This window comes from Tenuifilum sp. 4138str, from assembly GCF_041102575.1.
GTDB lineage: Bacteria > Bacteroidota > Bacteroidia > Bacteroidales > Tenuifilaceae > Tenuifilum > Tenuifilum osseticum.
Genome location: NZ_JBGCUE010000002.1, coordinates 45814 through 66472, shown reverse-complemented (window position 1 = coordinate 66472; position 20659 = coordinate 45814). Strand labels below are relative to the sequence as shown.

Annotated in this window: 15 protein-coding genes and 1 tRNA gene; 15 read left to right on the top strand and 1 reads right to left on the bottom strand. The window is 43.6% G+C overall.

Features of this window, described 5'->3' with window-relative positions:
* Nucleotides 1–11: 11 nt before the first annotated feature.
* Both sov and gcvH read left to right on the top strand, forming a co-directional pair.
* On the top strand, nt 12–7364 hold the full coding sequence (sov, locus tag AB6811_RS02110; RefSeq protein ID WP_369488581.1) for a T9SS outer membrane translocon Sov/SprA: 7353 nt from the start codon (nt 12–14) through the stop codon (nt 7362–7364).
* A gap of 118 nt (nt 7365–7482) precedes the next feature.
* Nucleotides 7483–7866 carry a glycine cleavage system protein GcvH gene (gene gcvH / locus AB6811_RS02105; RefSeq protein ID WP_369488579.1) on the top strand — a complete coding sequence of 128 codons (384 nt, stop codon included), beginning with the start codon at nt 7483–7485 and terminating at the stop codon, nt 7864–7866.
* A gap of 37 nt (nt 7867–7903) precedes the next feature.
* On the opposite strand, the gene thiL is transcribed toward gcvH, so the two are convergent.
* Complete coding sequence (gene thiL, locus AB6811_RS02100) at nt 7904–8950, bottom strand: thiamine-phosphate kinase (protein WP_369488577.1); 1047 nt, start codon at nt 8948–8950, stop codon at nt 7904–7906.
* Between the two features lie 94 nt (nt 8951–9044).
* Between thiL and AB6811_RS02095 the strand changes: the two genes are divergently transcribed.
* The 13 genes from AB6811_RS02095 (at nt 9045) to AB6811_RS02035 (ending at nt 20629) form a co-directional block, all read left to right on the top strand.
* Complete coding sequence (locus tag AB6811_RS02095) at nt 9045–10322, top strand: peptidoglycan DD-metalloendopeptidase family protein (RefSeq protein ID WP_369488576.1); 1278 nt, start codon at nt 9045–9047, stop codon at nt 10320–10322.
* Nucleotides 10323–10325: 3 nt separating this feature from the next.
* Nucleotides 10326–11111, top strand: coding sequence for a TatD family hydrolase (locus tag AB6811_RS02090; RefSeq protein ID WP_369488574.1), 786 nt, complete (start codon nt 10326–10328; stop codon nt 11109–11111).
* Nucleotides 11098–12135 (top strand): asparaginase, encoded by a 1038-nt coding sequence (locus AB6811_RS02085; RefSeq protein WP_369488572.1) that lies wholly within the window; start codon nt 11098–11100, stop codon nt 12133–12135. The genes AB6811_RS02090 and AB6811_RS02085 overlap by 14 nt, the downstream gene beginning before the upstream one ends.
* Nucleotides 12136–12211: 76 nt before the next feature.
* Nucleotides 12212–12302 (top strand) — tRNA-Ser (locus AB6811_RS02080).
* A gap of 73 nt (nt 12303–12375) precedes the next feature.
* A complete protein-coding gene (locus tag AB6811_RS02075; protein ID WP_369488570.1) occupies nt 12376–13182 on the top strand; it encodes a MotA/TolQ/ExbB proton channel family protein in 807 nt (268 codons plus the stop codon).
* A 6-nt stretch (nt 13183–13188) separates the two neighbouring features.
* Nucleotides 13189–13620, top strand: coding sequence for a hypothetical protein (locus AB6811_RS02070; RefSeq protein WP_369488568.1), 432 nt, complete (start codon nt 13189–13191; stop codon nt 13618–13620).
* Nucleotides 13621–13678: 58 nt separating this feature from the next.
* Nucleotides 13679–14254, top strand: a complete 576-nt coding sequence (locus tag AB6811_RS02065) for an ExbD/TolR family protein (RefSeq protein WP_369488566.1) — start codon at nt 13679–13681, stop codon at nt 14252–14254.
* A 2-nt stretch (nt 14255–14256) separates the two neighbouring features.
* Nucleotides 14257–14730, top strand: a complete 474-nt coding sequence (locus AB6811_RS02060) for an ExbD/TolR family protein (RefSeq protein WP_369488565.1) — start codon at nt 14257–14259, stop codon at nt 14728–14730.
* A gap of 157 nt (nt 14731–14887) precedes the next feature.
* On the top strand, nt 14888–16288 hold the full coding sequence (locus AB6811_RS02055; RefSeq protein ID WP_369488563.1) for an alkaline phosphatase: 1401 nt from the start codon (nt 14888–14890) through the stop codon (nt 16286–16288).
* 206 nt (nt 16289–16494) lie between these two features.
* Nucleotides 16495–18129: a hypothetical protein gene (locus AB6811_RS02050; protein WP_369488561.1), complete on the top strand. Its 1635-nt coding sequence runs from the start codon at nt 16495–16497 to the stop codon at nt 18127–18129.
* Nucleotides 18130–18149: 20 nt separating this feature from the next.
* The gene (locus tag AB6811_RS02045; RefSeq protein WP_369488559.1) at nt 18150–18671 is read left to right on the top strand and encodes a hypothetical protein; all 522 of its coding nucleotides are present in this window, start codon (nt 18150–18152) and stop codon (nt 18669–18671) included.
* Nucleotides 18672–18686: 15 nt separating this feature from the next.
* On the top strand, nt 18687–19646 hold the full coding sequence (locus AB6811_RS02040; RefSeq protein WP_369488558.1) for a DUF6175 family protein: 960 nt from the start codon (nt 18687–18689) through the stop codon (nt 19644–19646).
* An 11-nt stretch (nt 19647–19657) separates the two neighbouring features.
* Nucleotides 19658–20629, top strand: a complete 972-nt coding sequence (locus tag AB6811_RS02035; RefSeq protein WP_369488556.1) for a hypothetical protein — start codon at nt 19658–19660, stop codon at nt 20627–20629.
* Nucleotides 20630–20659: the final 30 nt, after the last annotated feature.

Below are 20659 nucleotides of genomic sequence, written 5' to 3'. Positions count from 1 at the left end.
TGCTTTGTAAGTTGAGGGTAAAACACTTATCTCATACATATACTATCCGAATAATTGGAATACTTACTCTCGTAACCATTACCATTACGAGAGCTTTTTCTGTTCCCATTCCACAACAGGATACACTAAATTTGCCTTTCCCTATTAAACAACCAGGTATATGGTCAATTGATACGCAGTATTCGCCGTTATACCTTTCAAACCCATCAAACATAAGCGAGGAGGTTTTGTTTGATCCAACCAACAACCAGTACATCATTTACAGAAAGGTTGGAAATACAACCATTGAAACACCACGTGTGCTATCGGCCGATGAGTACCGGTCGTATCGTGTGGAGAAGGCCATGCGCGAGTACTGGCGACAAAAGCAAACCGGTGAATTTGTGGGGAAAGGCGATGGCATCCTGCCCCGTATTCAGGTAGGTGGTGAAACATTCGACCGAATTTTTGGGAGCAACACCATAGAAATTATACCACAGGGTAATGCCGAGCTGGTGTTTGGAGTATCAAGCGCTAAAACCGATAACCCAGCATTACCAATCGATCAGCGACGGAACACAACCTTCGACTTTCAGTCGAAAATCCAGATGAACGTTTCCGGTAAGATTGGTGAGAAGCTAAAAATGGAGGTGAATTACAACACCGAGGCAACCTTTGACTTTGAGAATAATGTTAAAGTAGAGTACAACGGATTTGAGGATGAAATCATTCAGCGCATTGAGGCTGGTAACGTTTCGTTGCCTTTACCTGGAACTCTAATAACCGGGAGTCAGAGCCTTTTTGGTATTAAAACTCAGCTTAAGTTCGGGAAGTTAAACGTTACCAGCGTAGTATCCAAACAGAATGGCCAAACACAGGTGGTTGAGATTAAGGGTGGTGCGCAAACGCGCGATTTTCAGCTTAAAGCCGATGAGTACGATGCCAATAGGCATTTTTTCCTTTCTCACTACTTCAGGGAAAACTACAATCGTGCCCTGATGAATTTACCCATTATTAACTCAGGGGTGCAAATCACCAAAATTGAGGTGTGGGTAACAAACAAACAGGCAAACTTTGAGAACTCACGCAATATAATTGCTTTTGCCGATTTGGGTGAGGCCCAGAACAACATCTTTGCCTCCAATATTTTTACCCAAACGGGAAGTGGCCCGGCAAGCAATGGTTTAAATAACCTTTACGAGCTTATGACCACAACCTACGCCGGTATTCGGGATGTTGCCGAAGTAAGCAATGTATTGTTGCCCTTGGAATCGCAGGGTTTTACCGGTGGGCGCGACTATGAGAAGATTGAGTATGCCCGCAAGCTATCACCTAATGAGTTCACCATAAATCAGGCGTTGGGGTATATCTCGCTATCGTCGGCGCTTAATAGCGATGAGGTACTTGCGGTTGCATATGAGTACACATACAATGGCCAAACCTACAAGGTTGGTGAATTCTCTACCGATGGGGTAGAGGCTCCCAAAGCCTTAATCCTTAAGCTCCTAAAGGGAACAAACCTTAGCCCTAAAATGCCCACATGGAGGTTGATGATGAAAAACATTTACTCCATGAATGCCTATCAGATTAGCAAAGATGAATTCAGGCTCGATATTTTTTACCAGGACGATGCAACCGGAACCCCGGTTAACTATATCAAGGAAGGGAATATTGCCGAAGTTCCGCTAATCAGAGTACTTAATCTTGATAACCTGAACAACCAGCTCGATGCGTTCCCCGATGGAGTGTTTGACTTTATTGAGGGTGTAACCATTAATCCCGCTAACGGCAAAATTATTTTTCCTGTTTTGGAACCGTTTGGACGCGATTTGGCATCGCGTATAGGCGATCCTACTATTGCCCAGAAGTATATTTTCCAAGAGCTTTACGATTCATCGTTAACCAAAGCACGACAGGTAGCTGATAAGAACAAGTTCCTAATAGGGGGTTCCTACAAGTCGGCCGGAGGATCGGAAATCTTTCTGAATGCACCCAATATTCCTAAAGGTGCCGTGGTTGTAACTGCAGGTGGTGTAAAACTGCAGGAGGATGTTGATTTTATTGTTGATTACAATCTGGGTACTGTGCGAATTATCAACCAGGGACTTCTTGAATCCGGTACTCCCATAAAGGTTGCAGTGGAAAGCAACGCCTTGTTCAGCCTACAAACCAAAACCTTGGTTGGAACCCACTTTGATTACCGTTTCTCCGATAACTTTAATGTTGGGGCAACCATAATGAACCTCACGGAGCGCCCCCTAACCCAAAAGGTAAGTTTCGGAAACGAGGCCGTATCGAATACAATATGGGGATTTAATACCTCGTACCAAACCGAGTCCAAGTTTTTGACTAAAATGGTCGACTTTCTTCCATTCATTCAAACCAAGGAAAAATCAACAATAACATTTGACGCTGAGTTTGCACAGCTAATTCCCGGGCACTCGCGTGCCATTGGTAAGGCCGGTACAGTATATATCGACGATTTTGAGGGAAGCAGCACATCGCTTGATATTCGCTCATGGGTGGAATGGAAGTTAGCAAGTACTCCCCAGGGGCAACCCGATATGTTCCCGGAAGCCTCGTTCTCCAACGATTTACGGTATGGCTATAACCGCGCCCATTTGGCTTGGTACTACATCGATCCGCTATTTTTGAGGAACACATCGCTTACGCCATCGTATCTCCGTAATAATAAGGAGTTGCAGGGCAACCATTTTGTTCGCGAAATTTTTGAGCGCGAGCTTTTTCCAAACAAGAACACGCCACAGGGGCAACCAACCAATATCTCCGTTCTTAACCTTGCATTCTATCCTACTGAACGTGGCCAGTATAACTTCAATACTGATGAACTCGATGCAAACGGAAGGTTAATAGATCCGCAACGCCGTTGGGGTGGTATAATGCGCAACCTGAGCACCACAGACTTTGAAGCATCAAATATTGAGTATATTGAGTTTTGGTTGATGGATCCGTTTGTGTACGACACGCTCAGTAGTGGCGGCGATTTTTACATCAACCTTGGTAACATCTCGGAGGATATTTTAAGGGATGGTCGAAAATCGTTTGAGAATGGACTACCCACCTCATCGGAGGAACTTTCCAAAACCGATCAAACCGCCTGGGGTAGGGTTCCTACCAAGCAGTATCTGCCTGTTGGTTTCGATAACGACCAAGCTAAACGCCCCTACCAGGATATTGGATTAGATGGACTCTCCTCCTCGGTCGATTTGGATGGCGATGGGATACCCGATGAGCAGTTCTTCTTTTCGGAGTATATCAATCAGCTCAGGAATAAAATAACCAATAGCGATGTGCTAGCCGGATTTGAAAGCGATCCGGCAGGCGATAACTTCAGGCATTACCTTAGCGGGGTTTACGACCAACAGCGCGCCACCATTCTCGACCGATATAAGTACTTTAACGGAACCGAGAATAATTCGCCAGTAGCAACCGGAACTACCTCGCAGCAGAGCTACTCAACCCCCGATGTGGAGGAGCTGGGAACCGATAATACCATGAACGAAAATGAGGCTTACTATCAGTATCGCATTTCACTTCGCCCGCAGGACATGGAGGTTGGTAAAAATTTTATAACTAACGTTATAACAGGCGATAAGGATAAAATCTTAAATAAAGCCGTAAAGTGGTATCAATTTAAGGTTCCCATTGCAGAATACGAGAAGGTGGTTGGCCCAATTGAAGATTTCAAGTCAATCCGTTTCATGAGGATGTTCCTGCGCGGTTTCCAGGATACGGTTATACTTCGTTTTGCTACGCTGCATCTGGTTCGTAGCGAGTGGCGTAAATACAATTACTCACTAATTCAAGGCCAGGAGGGTATGCCAGTTGGCGATTTACCTTCAGGCAGTTTATCGATAGCAACCGTAAATATTGAGGAGAACGACAAACGAACACCCGTTAACTACGTATTGCCACCAGGTGTGGATAGGGTTATTGACCCAAGTCAACCCCAGCTTATCCAGCTTAACGAACAGGCCATGGAGTACAGGGTAACCGATTTGGCCGATGGCGATGCCCGCGCAGCGTTTAAGAATGTTAACATCGATATCAGGCAGTACAAACGACTCAAAATGGATGTTCATGCCGAAGCTATTGAGGGGTATCCATTGAACGACCAAGAGGTAACAGCTTTCATCCGTATAGGTACCGACTATAACACTAACTACTACGAGTACGAAATACCATTAAAGCTGACTCCTTACGGGTTTTACTACAATAGCCGGGAACGCGATCGCGAGGCGGTATGGCCAAGGGAGAATGTAATTGATATCGACCTCGATAAACTGGTTGATGTTAAAGTAGCCCGAAACAATGCCATGCAAAAACCGGGATCGCTTATCACCCTGAATACTGTGTATGTTGTTCAAAGCGGGAACAGTAAGCTAAAAGTTACCGGAAATCCAAACCTTAGCAACGTTAAGGTAATAATGATAGGAATTAGGAACCCTGCCGATGATAGAATGCCTAAATCGGTTATAGCATGGTTCAACGAGTTAAGGCTTACTAACTTTAACGATCAAAGCGGATGGGCAGCCAATGCCCGCTTATCGGCAAAACTTGCCGATTTGGGAATGGTTACCGTAGCTGGCACCACCATTACACCCGGTTTTGGTTCAATTGAGAAAAAAGTTAACGAGCGGAGCAAGGAGACAGTTTACCAGTACGACATCAACTCAACCCTTGAGCTGGGTAAGTTTTTCCCTGCATCGTTCAACATTAAAATTCCAATGTTCATTGGATTCGGCGAATCGATGGCAAACCCCCAGTACAATCCGCTTGACCCCGATATACTTCTCGACGATGCCCTACGTAATGCATCGGAACGCGAAAGAGATTCCATTAAACGGATTGCCCAGGATTATACTCGCAGGCGAAGTATCAACTTCACCAATGTAAAGATTGATAAAATGGGCTCAAAGCCCCGCTTATGGGATCCCGCCAATATTTCGGTAAGCTACTCTTATAGCGAGATTTTCTCCCGTAACGTAAGAATTGATCATAGGATTCAGCGCAATATTCGGGGGGCGTTTACCTATAATTATAATCGACAGCCCAAGTACATATCCCCATTTAGCAAGATAAAATGGTTAAATTCAAGCTATTTGGCTTTAATACGCGATTTTAACTTTAACCTATTTCCAACCCAGCTCTCGTTCCGAACCGATCTGAATAGGAATTACTTTGAACAGCAATTCCGAAATATTCAGAACCCCAATCAGGTGTTTTTACCCACATTTTCAAAGGATTTTATGTGGAATAGGAACTACTCCCTGAACTGGGATATAACCCAATCGGTTAAGTTTGATTTTGTGGCTACTGCCACAGCTCGTATCGATGAACCCGAGGGCATGGTGGACAGGTATAGGGATAGGGACAGGTATGAGCAGTGGAAGGACTCGGTTTGGCAGAATATCCGTAGGGGTGGACGAAACACCATGTACAACCATCAGTTTAACATAACCTATTCCCTTCCGTTAAGCAAAATTCCATTACTTAACTGGATTAGCGTTACATCGCGTTACACCGGAATATACCGTTGGCAGGCTGGGCCAATTTTGGCCGATACTTCACGGTTCGATCCCGGGAATACAGTTCAGAACTCAAACACCATTCAGCTGAATGGGCAGGTAAACATTAATACCTTATTTAATAAGGTAGGATACCTTAAAAGGGTTAACCAGCAGTTTGACCAGCGGGCAAGGGGGGCTGCACCCCAAACCCGAACGGTTAAGTATGAGGAGGAAAAGGTAAACCTTAGGGCAAATGCAACTAAGGTTATTACCCACAAGCTAAAAACGGAAAAGGTTACCGTAAAGGTTTTCGACCCCAATGGCAAGGAGATAAAGGTAAGTTCACAGGTACGTGGCGACACCAAGGTAGCCATTAAGGCCGATGCCGATTATAAGAACTGCAAGGTTGTGGTTGAAGGCAAAGTCCCTGAAAAGATTAACCCCGCCAAGTTTGCCCTTGAAACCACACTCCGACTTTTGATGAGCGTAAAAAGCATGGGAGCATCGTACACGGAAACAAACGGAACACTACTACCTGGTTATAAACCTGGGGTAAACTACTTGGGAACTGAGAACTTTAACGGTATGCTTGCCCCCGGCTGGGAATTTGTAGCTGGTTGGCAGGACCCCGACTTTGCTTGGAAGGCTGCTACTAATGGTTGGCTCACCCGCGACACATCGTTTAACACACCAGTAGTTTTTACTCGCAATGAGAATCTTAACTTCAGAGCAACACTGGAACCTTTACCGGGCTTCCGTTTCGATGTTAGCGCTACGCGAACACTGGGTAAAAGCAATAGCAAAATTTTTAAATCCGATGGTTTGGGTTCTTACAGGGTGCTAAGTCCGCTCACAACAGGAAATTTCAGTATTAGCGTGCTTACCATAGGTACTGCATTCGAGGGTGGTAAACGGACTGGAAGCTCCAAGGCTTTTGAAAGGATGAAGCAAAACCGATTGGAAATTGCCTATAGGCTTCGCGATAGGAGGGTTGCAAATCCATCGCAGGGCTATGACCCCAATGTGATAGATCCTGTTACAGGATTTCCCGATGGCTATGGGCCTTTATCGCAGGATGTTCTCAGGGCCTCGTTTTTGGCCGCTTACACCAATACATCCCCAAGCAAGGTCTCGCTAAGCGATTTTCCCCTTATACCAATGCCTAACTGGCAGCTATCGTACGATGGTTTGGCCAAGATGAAACCTTTTAAGCGTTGGTTTAAGTCAATTACTATCAATCATGGGTATCGATCGCTCTATACCATTGGGGCTTTTACAAGCAATCTTACCTATTTACCCGAGGATGATGGGTTTAGCTACGTTCGTAACATTAACGGCGATTTTGTCCCGCAGAACGAGATCACTAACGTTGCTATAAACGAGCAATTTACCCCATTGGTTGGGCTCGATTTGGGATGGAACAATAACCTTACCAACAGGATCGAGATTAAGAATAGCCGTTCATTAGCCATGAGCTTTGCCAATAACCAGCTTACCGAGATTTATGGCAACGAGTTTATCGTAGGAGCTGGTTACCGGTTTGAGGATTTACCTCTTATTTTCCAGGCCGAGGATGGTGGTAAAAAGGCAATCAAGAGCGATTTACGATTAACTGTGGATTTTTCGCTACGCGATAATACTACCATTCTTCGAAAGTTGGTTGAGGATTCGAACGATATTATTGCAGGTCAACTGATTAGCACTATCAAAACAGCTGCTGACTACCGGATTAATGAGAAGGTAACCATTCGCCTGTTCTTTGACCGCACCCTCAATAACCCTAAGGTTTCAAGAACATTCCGAACAACCAATACCAGTTTTGGATTTAGCGTCAGGTTTGAATTGGTTAACTAATGTGCTGAATAACATGCGGCACTAATTAAAAAAACCGATAGGATTGAACATACAATCTTAAAATTCACTACTTTTGAACAGCAAAATCTTTAGTGTAAAACTATTAACTGAAAATACTATGAATATTCCATCAAACCTAAAGTACACAAAGGATCACGAGTGGATCAAGGACGAAGGCAATGGCATGGCTACCGTTGGCGTAACCGATTTTGCCCAAACACAGCTTGGCGACATTGTTTTCATTGAGATTGAAACTCAGGGTGAAACCCTTGCCAGGGAGGAGGTTTTTGGCACCATTGAGGCTGTTAAAACCGTTTCCGATATGTTTATGCCTGTTAGTGGCGAGGTAGTTGAAGTTAACCCTAAGGTTACTGAACAACCCGATATCGTTAACAAGGATCCCTATGGTGAAGGTTGGATGATTAAAATCAAAATGTCCAATCCTGCTGAGATGAACGATTTGCTCAATGCCGAGCAGTACAAAGGAATTATCAACGAGTAAAAAAAAGTAAACCCCGCTCAAGCGGGGTTTTTTATTGCTATTCCTTTTGTAAAGCATTCCAGCCCTGAGCAGTAATCCTTATGTCTTCACCCGATGGTGGTATCATGTATGCACCAAGGTGTGGCTCAACAATATGCCCTATCACTCTGACATTTTCCATGCTATCAACTACCTGGTATTCCGATAGCGGAACCGTGAACAAAAGCTCGTAGTCCTCGCCTCCGTTCAGTGCAGCAGTAAACATATCAATATTAAATTCCTCGGCCATTCGTGCGGTTTGCTCATCAATAGGAATTTTGTCCATGTATATCCTGCATCCCACGTTGGAGTTCTTGCAAATATGCAGCAGCTCCGACGATAGCCCATCGGAAACATCTATCATAGATGTAGGTTTAACACCTGCCTTTCGTAGGTTCTCAATTACATTCCTTCGGACTTCGGGTTTCAGGAATCGCTCAAGAATGTAGTCGTAACCTTCCAGCTTTGGCTTGGCTGCCTTATTTGAAAGGAAGATTCTCTTTTCGCGTTCCAGCAGTTGAAGCCCCATGTAAGCCCCTCCTAAATTACCGGTTACGCAAATTAAGTCATTTACCTTGGCACCACTCCGGTAAACAATTTCATCCTCCTTTGCGCTGCCAATAGCAGTAACACTTATAGTCATTCCAGTCATCGACGACGATGTATCACCACCTACCAGGTCAACATTGTAGCTATCGCAGGCAAGCTTGATTCCGCTGTACAGTTCATCAAGATCCTCCACACAGAAGCGCTTCGAAACGCCTATGGAAACCGTTACCTGTTTAGGGGTTGCGTTCATTGCGGAAACATCGCTGAGGTTAACCACAATAGCTTTGTAGCCTAAGTGTTTAAGGGGGGTGTAGGTTAGGTCGAAATGAATTCCTTCAAGGAGCAAATCGGTGGTAACCACAAGGCATTCACCTTTTCCGCATGATATTACCGCAGCATCATCGCCCACCCCTTTTAGTGTCTCTTGTTGTTTTGGGGCAAACGGCTCGGTTAACCTATCAATCAGCTTAAACTCACCCAGTTCGTAAAGCTCGGTTCTTTTCTGTGTTTCGCTCATCTTTTAATTTTTCTGCAAACCTACATCAAAATAGAATAACCAAAATGCATTTACATTCTTTTTTGGTAGTTTTGGGGCAAAATTCAGAAAATTTATGCTTAAAAAGATTTTACCCATTTTAGTTATTTCTTTACTCACAGTGTTCATAATTGACTATTTCATAGGTACAGCCTACATTAAGCTATACAGGCCTGAAAAGGATCAAAAACCATTGGTAGAGGATGTGCAACCCATACTGGAGTATGGTATTCCTATCGATTCGTTTTATGTTACCGAATACACCGTTAGGAGGAACCAAACACTGGGGAAAATACTTTTCAGCTTAAACCTAACTGGTAATGTTAATGAGTTTCTGCTCTCACTTACGCCCGATATCTTTGATGTGAAAAAGGTGAGAGCGGGGGCTCGGTATAAGGTTTTCGCCCGAAAGGATTCCCTTCAAACTCCTGCTTACCTTGTTTATGAGGTTTCGCCTGTTGAATATTTCGTTTTTAACCTTACCGATTCCCTTTATGTTTACCCCTTTAAAAAGGAGATTGTACCTGTAAGGAAAATTTCAGAGGCTGAAATCAAAACGTCGCTATGGGTCGATATGAAGGCAAATGGACTAAATCCCATGCTTGCACTTGAGCTTTCCGATATTTTTGCTTGGACAGTCGATTTCTTTGGCCTTTTTAAGGGTGATAAGTTCAGGGTGATGTACGATGAGCTTTATGTTGATAGCACATCAATTGGGATTGGGACTATTTATGCTGCATGGTTCGAACATCGTGGCGAGAAATTTTACGCATTCAGGTTTGAGCAGGACTCCGTAGCCAGCTACTGGGACGAAAAAGGGAACTCACTTCGTAAGTCGTTCCTCAAAGCTCCGCTCCGCTTTTCACGCATTTCAAGCCGTTTTAGTGGGAATCGGTTCCACCCCGTGCTAAAAATTTACCGCCCTCATTCCGGTGTGGATTATGCTGCTCCTGAAGGGACTCCTGTAATGGCTCTAGGCGATGGTGTTGTAATTGATATGGGTTACGATAAGGCAGCAGGTAATTACATTAAAATTCGCCATAACAGCGTTTATACAACTGGCTACAATCATTTTTCACGATTTGCCAAGGGAATTGCAAGGGGCGCGCGCGTAAAACAGGGCGATATTATAGGGTATGTTGGTCGTACAGGCTATGCCACTGGCCCACACCTCGACATGCGTGTTTGGATGAATGGTTCACCCATTGACCCTCTAAAAATGAAATCACCTCCCGTGGAGCCCGTTAAACAGGAAAATCTTGAGGCTTTCAGGAATGTGGTATCCAAGCTCTCAGCACAGCTCGATAGCATAACACCCGGAAGCAGAACCTACTATGCAGCTCAAAAGGAGTAAGCCATGCTTTTAATTGATACTCACTCACATATTTTCTCGGAAGAGTTCGATACCGATCGTGAAACTGTTCTTAAGCGTGCTGCCGAGGTAGGTGTGCAATATCACATTTTACCAAATATCGATTCCTCCTCTACCAACCGTTTGCTCGATACCTGCAATCGCTTTCCACAATGCTTCCCCTTAATGGGATTGCATCCTACCTCTGTCCGCAATGGGTTTGAAAGGGAAATCTATCACGTTGAGGAGCAGTTGGCCAAGAACAAGTTCTGGGGCATTGGGGAAATTGGAATCGATTTGTACTGGGATAAAACATACTTTATACAGCAGCAGGAGGCATTCAGGCATCAGCTCAGGCTGGCCAAAAAGCTCAACCTTCCGGTTGTAATTCATTCCCGCAATTCTTTCAGGGAGATTTTTGATATTGTCGATCAGGAAATTGACAACACGCTTAAGGGAGTTTTTCACAGCTTTACTGGAACTATTGACGATTATAAACATATTGACCAATACAAAACCTTTTTGGTGGGGATTGGTGGTATTGTAACCTACAAGAATGGAGGGGTTGGCGGTTTAGTAAACCAGATGGATCCAAACAAAATTATATTGGAAACCGATTCCCCCTACCTATCGCCAGTGCCTGTCAGGGGTAGGCGGAACGAGAGCTATAACCTTATCTACATTGCTGACAAGGTAGCCGAGTTACTCGGAGTTACTGTGGAGCAGGTTGCGAAACAAACCACTCAAAATGCCGTTAAACTCTTCAAACTTCAGATAGATGAAATCGGGTAGTACATCAATTCTAATTATTTACACTGGTGGGACAATTGGGATGAAACAAAACCCCGAAACCGGTGCATTGGCTCCATTTAACTTTGAGCAAATTGAACAGGAGGTTCCCGAACTTAAAAAATTTGGCTTCAACCTTTGTACATACTCATTTGACCCACCAATCGATTCATCGGATAACAATCCCGATTTCTGGAGTAAGTTAGCGGCAATAATTGGCGATAATTACCAAAGTTACGATGGTTTTGTGATTCTCCATGGAACCGACACCATGTCGTTTACAGCTTCTGCTTTGAGCTTTATGCTCGAGGGGTTGTCAAAACCCGTTGTTCTGACCGGGTCCCAACTGCCCATAGGCATGTTACGAACCGATGGGAAGGAGAATCTTATCAGCGCCATTGAGATTGCCGCCTCCATTCAAAACGGGCAGGCAATGGTACCAGAGGTAACCATTTTCTTTGAGAATAGGCTATACCGTGGAAACAGAACAACCAAGCATAACTCCGAACATTTTAATGCCTTCCGTTCCGACAACTACCCCCCCCTTGCCGAGGCAGGGATATCAATAAAGTACAATTACCCTTTTATTCATTACCCTACTCAGGAACAGCGGCTTATTGTCCATACACAACTCGATAGCTCTATTGCTGTGCTTAAACTTTTTCCGGGAATATCGGAAAATGTTGTGGAATCCGTTTTAACCACCAAAGGGGTAAAAGCGGTTATACTGGAAACCTACGGCTCGGGCAACGCACCAATGCAGAACTGGTTTTTGAAGAAACTGGAATACGCCATAAACAATAATATAGTTGTGTTTAACGTTACTCAATGCAAGGCTGGCGGGGTTGACATGGATAAGTATGAGAATGGCCTTATGCTGAAACGATTGGGTGTGGTTAGCGGCCGCGATATAACCTATGAGGCAGCAGTTGCTAAGCTAATGTTTTTGCTAGGCAAAGGGTTTTATGGTAAGGAACTTGCCCATGAGTTAGAAAAATCCATAGCAGGCGAAATAACATTGAAATAGTCATTGTTTTTTTCAATATTTTTTTTGTAATTTGCGCCACGTTTTAAAGGTTCTTTGTTTAGTATTTCGTAATTTTGGAGAGATGGCCGAGTGGTCTAAGGCGCACGCCTGGAGAGCGTGTATACGCCAAAAGCGTATCGAGGGTTCGAATCCCTCTCTCTCCGCCAGCCTTTTAATGTTTAACTAAATTTGAGAACAAACAAAACAAACCTTTAGTAATAATTAAACGACAATCAAACCATGAAAAAGCTATTCACACTAGTAGCAGTATTGGGAGTGCTCTCGTTTGGAGCATCAACCTTTGTAAATGCACAGGATGAACCTGCAGCACAACCTGACTCAGCAATGGTTCAGGAGCAAGCAGATCAGGCAGATCAGGCAGTAACACCTGCAGCCCCTGCAGTTGAAGAACAATCGTTACACAAGGCTATCAAAACCAAATTCATTGAGGGTGGTCCTGGATTTATGGCATCCATTCTTTTAACCTTAATCTTTGGTTTGGCTATTGTAATTGAGCGTATTATTTACCTAAACCTTTCTACCACCAATACCAAAAAGTTACTCAACAATATTGAGGAAGCCCTGAAAAATGGTGGTGTTGAGGCTGCTAAGGAAGTTTGCCGTAACACCCGTGGTCCTGTTGCCAGCATTTTCTATCAGGGTCTTGACCGTGTTCACGAAGGTATCGAAGTTGTTGAGAAATCAATTGTTACCTACGGTTCAGTTATGATGGGTCAGCTGGAAAAGGGATTAACCTGGATTTCGCTTTTCATCGCAATTGCTCCTATGTTAGGGTTTATGGGTACTGTTATCGGTATGATCGGTGCTTTTGATGCTATCCAAGCTGCTGGTGACATTTCTCCGTCGCTTGTTGCTGGTGGTATTAAGGTTGCTCTTATCACTACCGTATTCGGTCTTATTGTTGCTATTATTCTTCAGGTATTCTATAACTACCTGCTCAATAAGATTGATAGCATCACCAATGAAATGGAAGATGCTTCAGTAAGCCTACTCGATATTCTTGTTAAGTTTAACCTTCAAAAATAATTGGCCATGAATAGCTCATTATCAACCTATACAAAGGTTCTTTCGTGGCTATTAATGGGTGTTTCTATTGTTATAACCATACTATTCTTTTTAAGCAACCAGGATATAGAATCTGTAGAACCATTCATTGATTGGGCATATATTCTGTTTGCCATTTCCGCTGTGTCGGCTCTTGTATTTCCAGTAGTTAACATGATTAGAAACCCCAAGAATGTCACCAAATCGTTGGTAGGATTACTGGCAGTTGCTGTAATCTTTGTAATTGGCTATGTTTTGGCTGATGCCACTCCAATTCCATCGCCAACTCAAAACGCTGACCTTTCAAATCCTACCGTTCTGATTATTAGCGATACCGGTTTAATTGCAACATACATGTTATTTGGCATTTCTATGCTATTGTTGTTATTTACCGGCGTTCGCAGTGTATTCCATAAGTAGTTTAAACAAATGGTTAGCCGGCTCAGTTCGGCTAACCTGAAAAATTCTAAGTATAAAGATGGCAAGAAAAGTACCAGAAGTAAATGCCAGTTCAACTGCCGACATTGCGTTCTTATTGCTCATCTTCTTCCTGATGACCACTACCATGAACGTGGATACGGGTCTTACGAGGATGCTTCCTCCCATGCCCGATCCCAATCAGAAACAGGATGATGTTGAGGTTAAGCGCAGGAATATTTTCTCTGTGCTTATCAACAAGAGCGATAAGTTACTTGTCCGTGGTGAACCCATGGAGGTTAGCATGTTGAAAGATAAGACCAAGGAGTTCATTATGAACCCGAATAACGACCCAAACCTTTCCGAGTTCGAGGAAAAGGATATACCCGTAATCGGAAAGTATAAAGTATCCAAGGGCGTTGTTTCGCTTCAGAACGACCGTGGTACATCGTACGAGATGTACATGAAGGTTCAGAACGAATTGGTTGCTGCATACAATGAGTTACGCGACGAACTATCAACTTCAGTTTACGGAAAGCCTTTCAGCAAGTTAGCCAAGGAAGAGCAGGAAACAATCTCAAAGGCAATTCCATTGAAGATTTCCGAAGCTGAACCTAAGAACGTAGGAGGAAAGTAGTTATGGCTAAGTTTGAACGAAAAGGTAAAAACGAGTTGCAGGCTATTTCAACTGCCTCGCTTCCCGATATTGTGTTCATGCTTCTTTTCTTCTTCATGGTTAGTACAACCATGCGTGAAACCACGCTAATGGTTCGTAGCCAGTTGCCCGAAGCCACTGAAGTAAACAAGTTGGAAAAGAAGTCGTTGGTATCGTATATCTACATTGGTCCTCCTATGAGGCAGTTTCAATCACTGTTTGGTACTGAGCCACGCATTCAGCTTAACGATTCTTTCAAATCGCTCGACGATATTCGCGATTTTATCGCATCGGAGCGTGAAGCAATGAAGGAAGATGAAAAGCCCTTGCTTACCACATCACTCAAAATTGACAAGGATACCCGTATGGGTATTGTTACCGATGTTAAGCAGGAGTTGCGAAAGGCCAGTGCACTCAAGATTGTTTACGCTGCCCGCAAAGCCGATAAGAAAAAATAATTTGCTTTTATACCATTCTTACAGGAAGCTGCCCAAGGGCAGCTTCCTGTTTTTTAACACCTTTTAATAAACCGAGTTAAAGGCTTGTATGCTACTCCAACTTTTTTACTGTAGTTTTGTTATCAATACATTCAATAAATTTTTTAAATCATAAGAGATGAGAGCCCGAACCCTAATAACAATTTTGCTCGCTCTAGCCATGGCTTCCTGCGGGAAACATGAACCCAAGGCAAAGTATGTATTTTACTTTATTGGCGATGGAATGGGAGTATCGCACGTGACACTTGCAAAGCTGTATGCCGATAGTGTTTTGCACGACAGCACGGCAATGTCGTTTACCCGTTTCCCCGTTGCTTCGCTTTCTACTACCTATGCACATAACAGGTATGTTACCTGTTCAGCAGCTGCCGGAACTGCTCTTTCAACCGGTACCAAAACTTCAATCAACACCATTGGTTTAACTTACGACAGGACGGATACTCTATACAGCATAGCCAAAAAGTTTAAGGAAGCTGGGAAGAAAGTTGCCATTTTAACCAGCGTAAGCATTGACCATGCAACACCGGCAGCTTTTTATGCCCATGTTGGCTCACGTAGCAGTTACTACGATATTGCTAAACAGCTGCTAAAGTCAAATTACGATTTTTTTGCATCGGGTGGTTTTCTTGAACCCTATGGTTCCAAAACCGATTCCAATGCCGTAAGCGTATACGAGTTGGGAAAGGTTAGAGGTTACCAATTTACTTCATCGCTAACGGAGGTAGACTCTTTGGTGGCAGTAGGAGCAAAATCCATTGTTTACTCTGCCCCAAATCCTGCACCTAGCAACACATTACAGTATGAAATTGACCGTTCGGAATCCGATATAAGCCTTGCCGATATTACCCGTAAAGCCATTGAGGTAGTGGATAACCCCAACGGTTTTTTTATTATGGTTGAAGGGGGCAAAATTGATTGGGCTGCCCATGACAACGATGCAGCAACTGTGATTCATGAAGTGCTTGCTTTTGCCCGTGCTATTGATGTTGCCTTGGAATTTTACAGGAAACATCCCCACGAAACGTTAATAGTGGTTACTGCTGATCACGAAACTGGTGGACTTTCAATTGGAAACAGGGAAAACAAGTACGATTTTCACGTTAAGTTACTCCATTACCAAACTGCATCCGAGGAGCGTTTACATAAGCTTATTGCTGAATATAAGGAACAAAACCCAAAGGCTAAGTTTGACGATTTGCTGAAGTTCTTGTCCGATAAAACAGGGCTTTCAAAAGATATTGAACTAAACGAAAACGATATCAAGATGCTGAATGATGCATACAACGTAGCCTTTAAGGGTTTAAAATCAAATGAAAAAACCACATACAGCGAAACTGACCCCATTTCAAAGGTTTCCATTCAGATACTAAATTCAAAAGCTGCAGTAGGGTGGACATCGGGCTCACATACTGGTCAACCCGTGCCAGTATTTGCAATTGGTAGTGGTCAGCAGCTGTTTGTTCCTTTGCTCGATAACACCGATATCCCCAAAAATATTGTTAGAGCTGCGGGCATATAGCCTAAACCATAAGCGAAATTAAAAATAAGGGAAGGTTTAACCTTCCCTTATTTTTTTGACGAATGCAATGAATTGTTGCTTTAATTAAATGCAATCTGCTTTAAACAAACGTTTTTTGGTGATATTTATCAATCCATATGGCCAAAAAAAGTTTTAAAATAAAAAAATTGCCGTAACTTTATTCAATAACTTTAAAGTGATAAAGTATGAAAAAGGGATATTTGCTTTTGGCCTTACTGCTTAGTGCCAATATTTACGCTCAGGATATTGAAAAAGGGAATCGCATTCCATCCACCTACGACCGTAGTTCCATCACAGTGTTCTACATGAAGTTCCCGGGTGAAAACCATGCCTCGGAGGTGGAAGCAAAATTTCCGGAAGTAAAGTTTACCGATAAGTATTACAACAACAACCTGGATGCTTTGGTATTTGAAGCACCCTTTACCCGAGGCGATGCCTCTGTTGTTCCAACCAAAGCCATCGAAAGCTTTCTGATGCAGAAAGGGGTGTCAAAGTCAATTGTTAGTAAGTGGTACAACCGTAAGGATGACGGCTCAATGGATCTGGACCTCATTTTCGATAGGGGTATGTTTAATGCTACCGACGCCCAGTACATAAAAGCCCAAGCCACAAAGCGAGGCGATAATATACTTAAGGATTATGGGAACCGCCTGATTGAGAAGAGTTACATACTGGTGCTCGATTACCAGAATATCCTCACCATGAAAGAGGCAAAGGTTGAGAAAATGAAGGGATGGAAGGCCACCGTTAATGGGTATCTTTATAAGGTAAAGTTCAATGAGGAAACCCAGAATGCACTCTACGATTGCTGGATTTATCCTGAAGACTCTCCCGCTGTTCGTCAGGAAAAAATTAAAAAGTTCCAGGAGCTAAATATTCCTATTGAGTTTGTTACTCAAACTGTTGTATATGCCACCGCTTCGCAACCCACTGAGGATACTCAGCTTGGTAAACTAATTAAACAAAAAACAGAGGATCAGTTACTTACAGAACTTGTTCAGAAAGGATATGATGAAAGCCTTTACTACCTTGAAATGAAACATGAAGATTTCATGGTAAAAACCACCATTCATCAGGTTAGGCCAATTCGGGCTAAAATTGGGTTGAAGGAAGGATTAAAATGCGATCACCGCTACTTTGCCTATGAGTATGTTTACAATGAAAAAACCAACAGCGTGGAGCCACGTTTTAGAGGTGTAATTCGCGCAACCAGTAAGATTGTCGATAACCGGCAGGTTGCCAAAGGCGATATGCCTACCTCACAGTTTTACCAAACTGCAGGTAGAAGGCTACGCGAGGGATATCTGCTTCGTCAGCAGAACGATCTTGGCCTAGAGTTACTGGTTGGCTATGAAGCTGGTGAGGTTGGTGGTGTTTACGGCAGAATTGATGCACGTATGGGTCGATATGTTGGCATTAGGGCACTGTTTGTTTACGTTGAGGGTGGTGTTCAGGTAAAGGATTATGAAGTTGGATTTGTAAATTACGAGAACATTGCCTTCTTACACTACGGAGCAGGTTTGGCTAAGGGATTCATGCTTATCCGTAACCTGGAATTGCGCCCATATATTGGTTTAGGGCAGGAACAGGCTAATCAATCGGATTTGTCCAGTAGTACATTAAAAGTTCTTTATCTGAAAGCTGGAGCAAATTTGGCACTAAATTTGAAACATAACTTCCAGCTAATGGGAGGCATTGGTTCATACTCGTTTATTGGTAATGCTGAAGACGATGATGGCGATACCGGATTAACATGGGACGAAATATTTACTGATCGTAAAGGTATGGCAACAATGTTTGGTGTAAAATTTATGTTCTAACTTTAAAATAGTATAGGTGTATGAGAAAAGTATTATTGAGTATAGCAGTAACAGTGCTGGCCGTGGTAATGATTTTACCAGCTAATGCACAAACCCGCAAGGAGCGGAAGATTCTATGGAATAGCCAGTACAACTATGAGATTGAACCCGTTGGTGTTGGTCAGGATGGAACCAAGGTTTTCAAGGTATGGGGGTATGGCAAGGATGTTGGCGCTGCAGTTATGAATGCTAAAGAGGCAGCCGTAGCCGCCTGTATTTTCAAGGGGCTTCCCGGTGGCGGTGGCTCTGCTCCAACCCCTCCAATATGTTCCCAGCCCAACGCTGAACAAATTCATGCCGATTACTTTGAAAAGTTCTTTGAGGTGGGAGGTAAGTACCTTCAGTACATTGCCGTAACCAACGATGCCGATCCCTCAGGGGAGGATCGTATTAAAATGAAGAAAGGCTACAAGGTGGCAATCTACGTTCAGGTAATGTACGATGCTTTACGTAAACAGCTTGAAGCCGATGGCATAGCCCGTCGTCTGGATTCAGGATTCTAATACATGATAGTGAATATGAAACGACTACTACTTACATTTTCGTTGCTTGCCTTTGCAGTTCTTGCATTTGGTCAAGCCAAAAAACCCATAATAATGGTTGTTCCCAGCGATCAGTACTGCATTAGTCGCGGGTACAAAATGGAGTTTAACAACCAGGGTTTGAAACAGGTTCTCCCCGATTACAAAACTGCTCTGCAAACCGATCCCGATTTACGTTTGGTTATTACCAAAATGGGTCAAATAATGGCCGATAGGGGCTTTCCTCTTAAGGACCTGGAGCAGGAACTTAAAAATCTGGAACAGGAACGTGCCGAATCGTCAATGCTAACAAGCTCATCGAGCGGCTCAGAGATGGCCGAAAGTCCCATTGATGCTTTAAAACGGGTTGCCAAGGCCGATATTATAATGGACTTGGACTTTGAGGTAAAGCGCCAAGGACCCCAGAAATACATTGTATTTAACCTAAAGGGCCTCGATGCATATACGGCAAAACAGGTATCGGGTGTGGCTGGGGCAGGTAGCCCATCCACATCGGCTTCGCCTGAACTTTTGCTCGAGGAAGCTGTGCTTAGCCACATGGATAACTTCAACGCAGGCCTTATGCGTCATTTTGAGGATATGTTTGCCAAAGGACGTGAGGTTAAGGTTCAAATAAAGGTTTGGGCTAACTGGGGCGAGAATCTGGAGTCAGAGTTTGGCAGCGATGGCAATGAGCTATCAACCATTATTGAGGACTGGTTTGCCGATAACTGCGTGGAAGGTCGCTTTAACCTTTCCGATGCAACTGAAAACTTCATGAAGTTTGAGCAGGTTCGTATCCCTATGATGCGTACTGACGAAAAAGGTCGCCAAAGAGCAGTTGACACCCGCTCATTTGTTAGCGATTTGCGCAAGTACCTGAACGGTATGGGAATACCCTCAAAGCTGTACATGCGCGGTTTGGGTGAAGCTTGGCTAATACTAGGTGAAAAGTAACTGATATTAAAATGAAAAAGCTAATACTATCAATAGCTGTGCTAACAGGCTTTGCTTTAAGCCTTAACGCACAAAACAGCCAAGGGAAAACTGACGACATGGGCAGAATAGCACTTGCTGCTATTGTTCCCGAACAGGCAACCGGTATACCCCAGGAGGCTCGCCAGATGTTAGTTAACAAGATGAGCCAGATTGCCACTCAAAACGGTTTAGGCGCTACTGCTGCTAATCCACGCTTTTGCATTGTACCACTCGTAACAGTCGTTAGCAAGGAGATTACTCCTACAGCACCCCCTATGCAGGCTGTAAACCTGGATGTTACCTTTTACATTGTTGATGCTGCTAGCCAAAACATCTTCAGTCAAACAAATATATCCGTTAAGGGTGTAGGTCAAACGGAGGATAAAGCCTATATACAGGCTCTGAAAAATATCAACGTAAGGGCCGGACAGTTCAAGGGTTTCATTGAGAAAGGTAAGGAAAAGATCATTGAATACTACAACTCTCAGTGCGATGTGGTGCTAAAGGGAGCCCAAGCCCTTGCCGGTCAAAAAAAGTACGAAGAGGCTCTTTTCGTTCTGCTATCAGTTCCCGATGTTTGCCGCGAATGCTTTGACAAGAGCATGGATTTGTCAATCGAGATTTATAAGCAGTACGCCAACTACAAATGTACTGAGTACATGGCAGGTGCCAAGGCTGCTTGGGCTAACATGAATGCCGATAAGGCAGCTGAGTATCTAGGCAAAATTACTCCCGATATGGAGTGCTACGCCGATGCAGTACGTTTAACCGACGAAATCACCCAGAAAATGCTGGCCGATGGTGCTAACGTATGGAACTTTAAAATGAAACAATACGACGATTCCATTGAAAAAGATAAGATGATGATACAGGCTGGCAAGGAAATTGCAGTAGCTTGGGCATACTGGGGTGCTGCTCCTTACTTCAACTGGGATTGGAGTTGGTTGTACCAGCAGAAATAAACCGATAATTAATTTAATAACAACTTGATT

What these genes read in the sequence shown, in the direction of transcription:
- AB6811_RS02085 (WP_369488572.1), top strand. Translation starts at nt 11,098, where the DNA reads ATGAAATCGGGTAGTACATCAATTCTAATTATTTACACTGGTGGGACA.
- AB6811_RS02035 (WP_369488556.1), top strand. Translation starts at nt 19,658, where the DNA reads ATGAAAAAGCTAATACTATCAATAGCTGTGCTAACAGGCTTTGCTTTA.
- AB6811_RS02060 (WP_369488565.1), top strand. Translation starts at nt 14,257, where the DNA reads ATGGCTAAGTTTGAACGAAAAGGTAAAAACGAGTTGCAGGCTATTTCA.
- AB6811_RS02065 (WP_369488566.1), top strand. Translation starts at nt 13,679, where the DNA reads ATGGCAAGAAAAGTACCAGAAGTAAATGCCAGTTCAACTGCCGACATT.
- AB6811_RS02095 (WP_369488576.1), top strand. Translation starts at nt 9,045, where the DNA reads ATGCTTAAAAAGATTTTACCCATTTTAGTTATTTCTTTACTCACAGTG.
- AB6811_RS02040 (WP_369488558.1), top strand. Translation starts at nt 18,687, where the DNA reads ATGAAACGACTACTACTTACATTTTCGTTGCTTGCCTTTGCAGTTCTT.
- AB6811_RS02050 (WP_369488561.1), top strand. Translation starts at nt 16,495, where the DNA reads ATGAAAAAGGGATATTTGCTTTTGGCCTTACTGCTTAGTGCCAATATT.
- AB6811_RS02075 (WP_369488570.1), top strand. Translation starts at nt 12,376, where the DNA reads ATGAAAAAGCTATTCACACTAGTAGCAGTATTGGGAGTGCTCTCGTTT.
- AB6811_RS02090 (WP_369488574.1), top strand. Translation starts at nt 10,326, where the DNA reads ATGCTTTTAATTGATACTCACTCACATATTTTCTCGGAAGAGTTCGAT.
- gcvH (WP_369488579.1), top strand. Translation starts at nt 7,483, where the DNA reads ATGAATATTCCATCAAACCTAAAGTACACAAAGGATCACGAGTGGATC.
- thiL (WP_369488577.1), bottom strand. Translation starts at nt 8,950, where the DNA reads ATGAGCGAAACACAGAAAAGAACCGAGCTTTACGAACTGGGTGAGTTT.
- AB6811_RS02070 (WP_369488568.1), top strand. Translation starts at nt 13,189, where the DNA reads ATGAATAGCTCATTATCAACCTATACAAAGGTTCTTTCGTGGCTATTA.
- AB6811_RS02055 (WP_369488563.1), top strand. Translation starts at nt 14,888, where the DNA reads ATGAGAGCCCGAACCCTAATAACAATTTTGCTCGCTCTAGCCATGGCT.
- AB6811_RS02045 (WP_369488559.1), top strand. Translation starts at nt 18,150, where the DNA reads ATGAGAAAAGTATTATTGAGTATAGCAGTAACAGTGCTGGCCGTGGTA.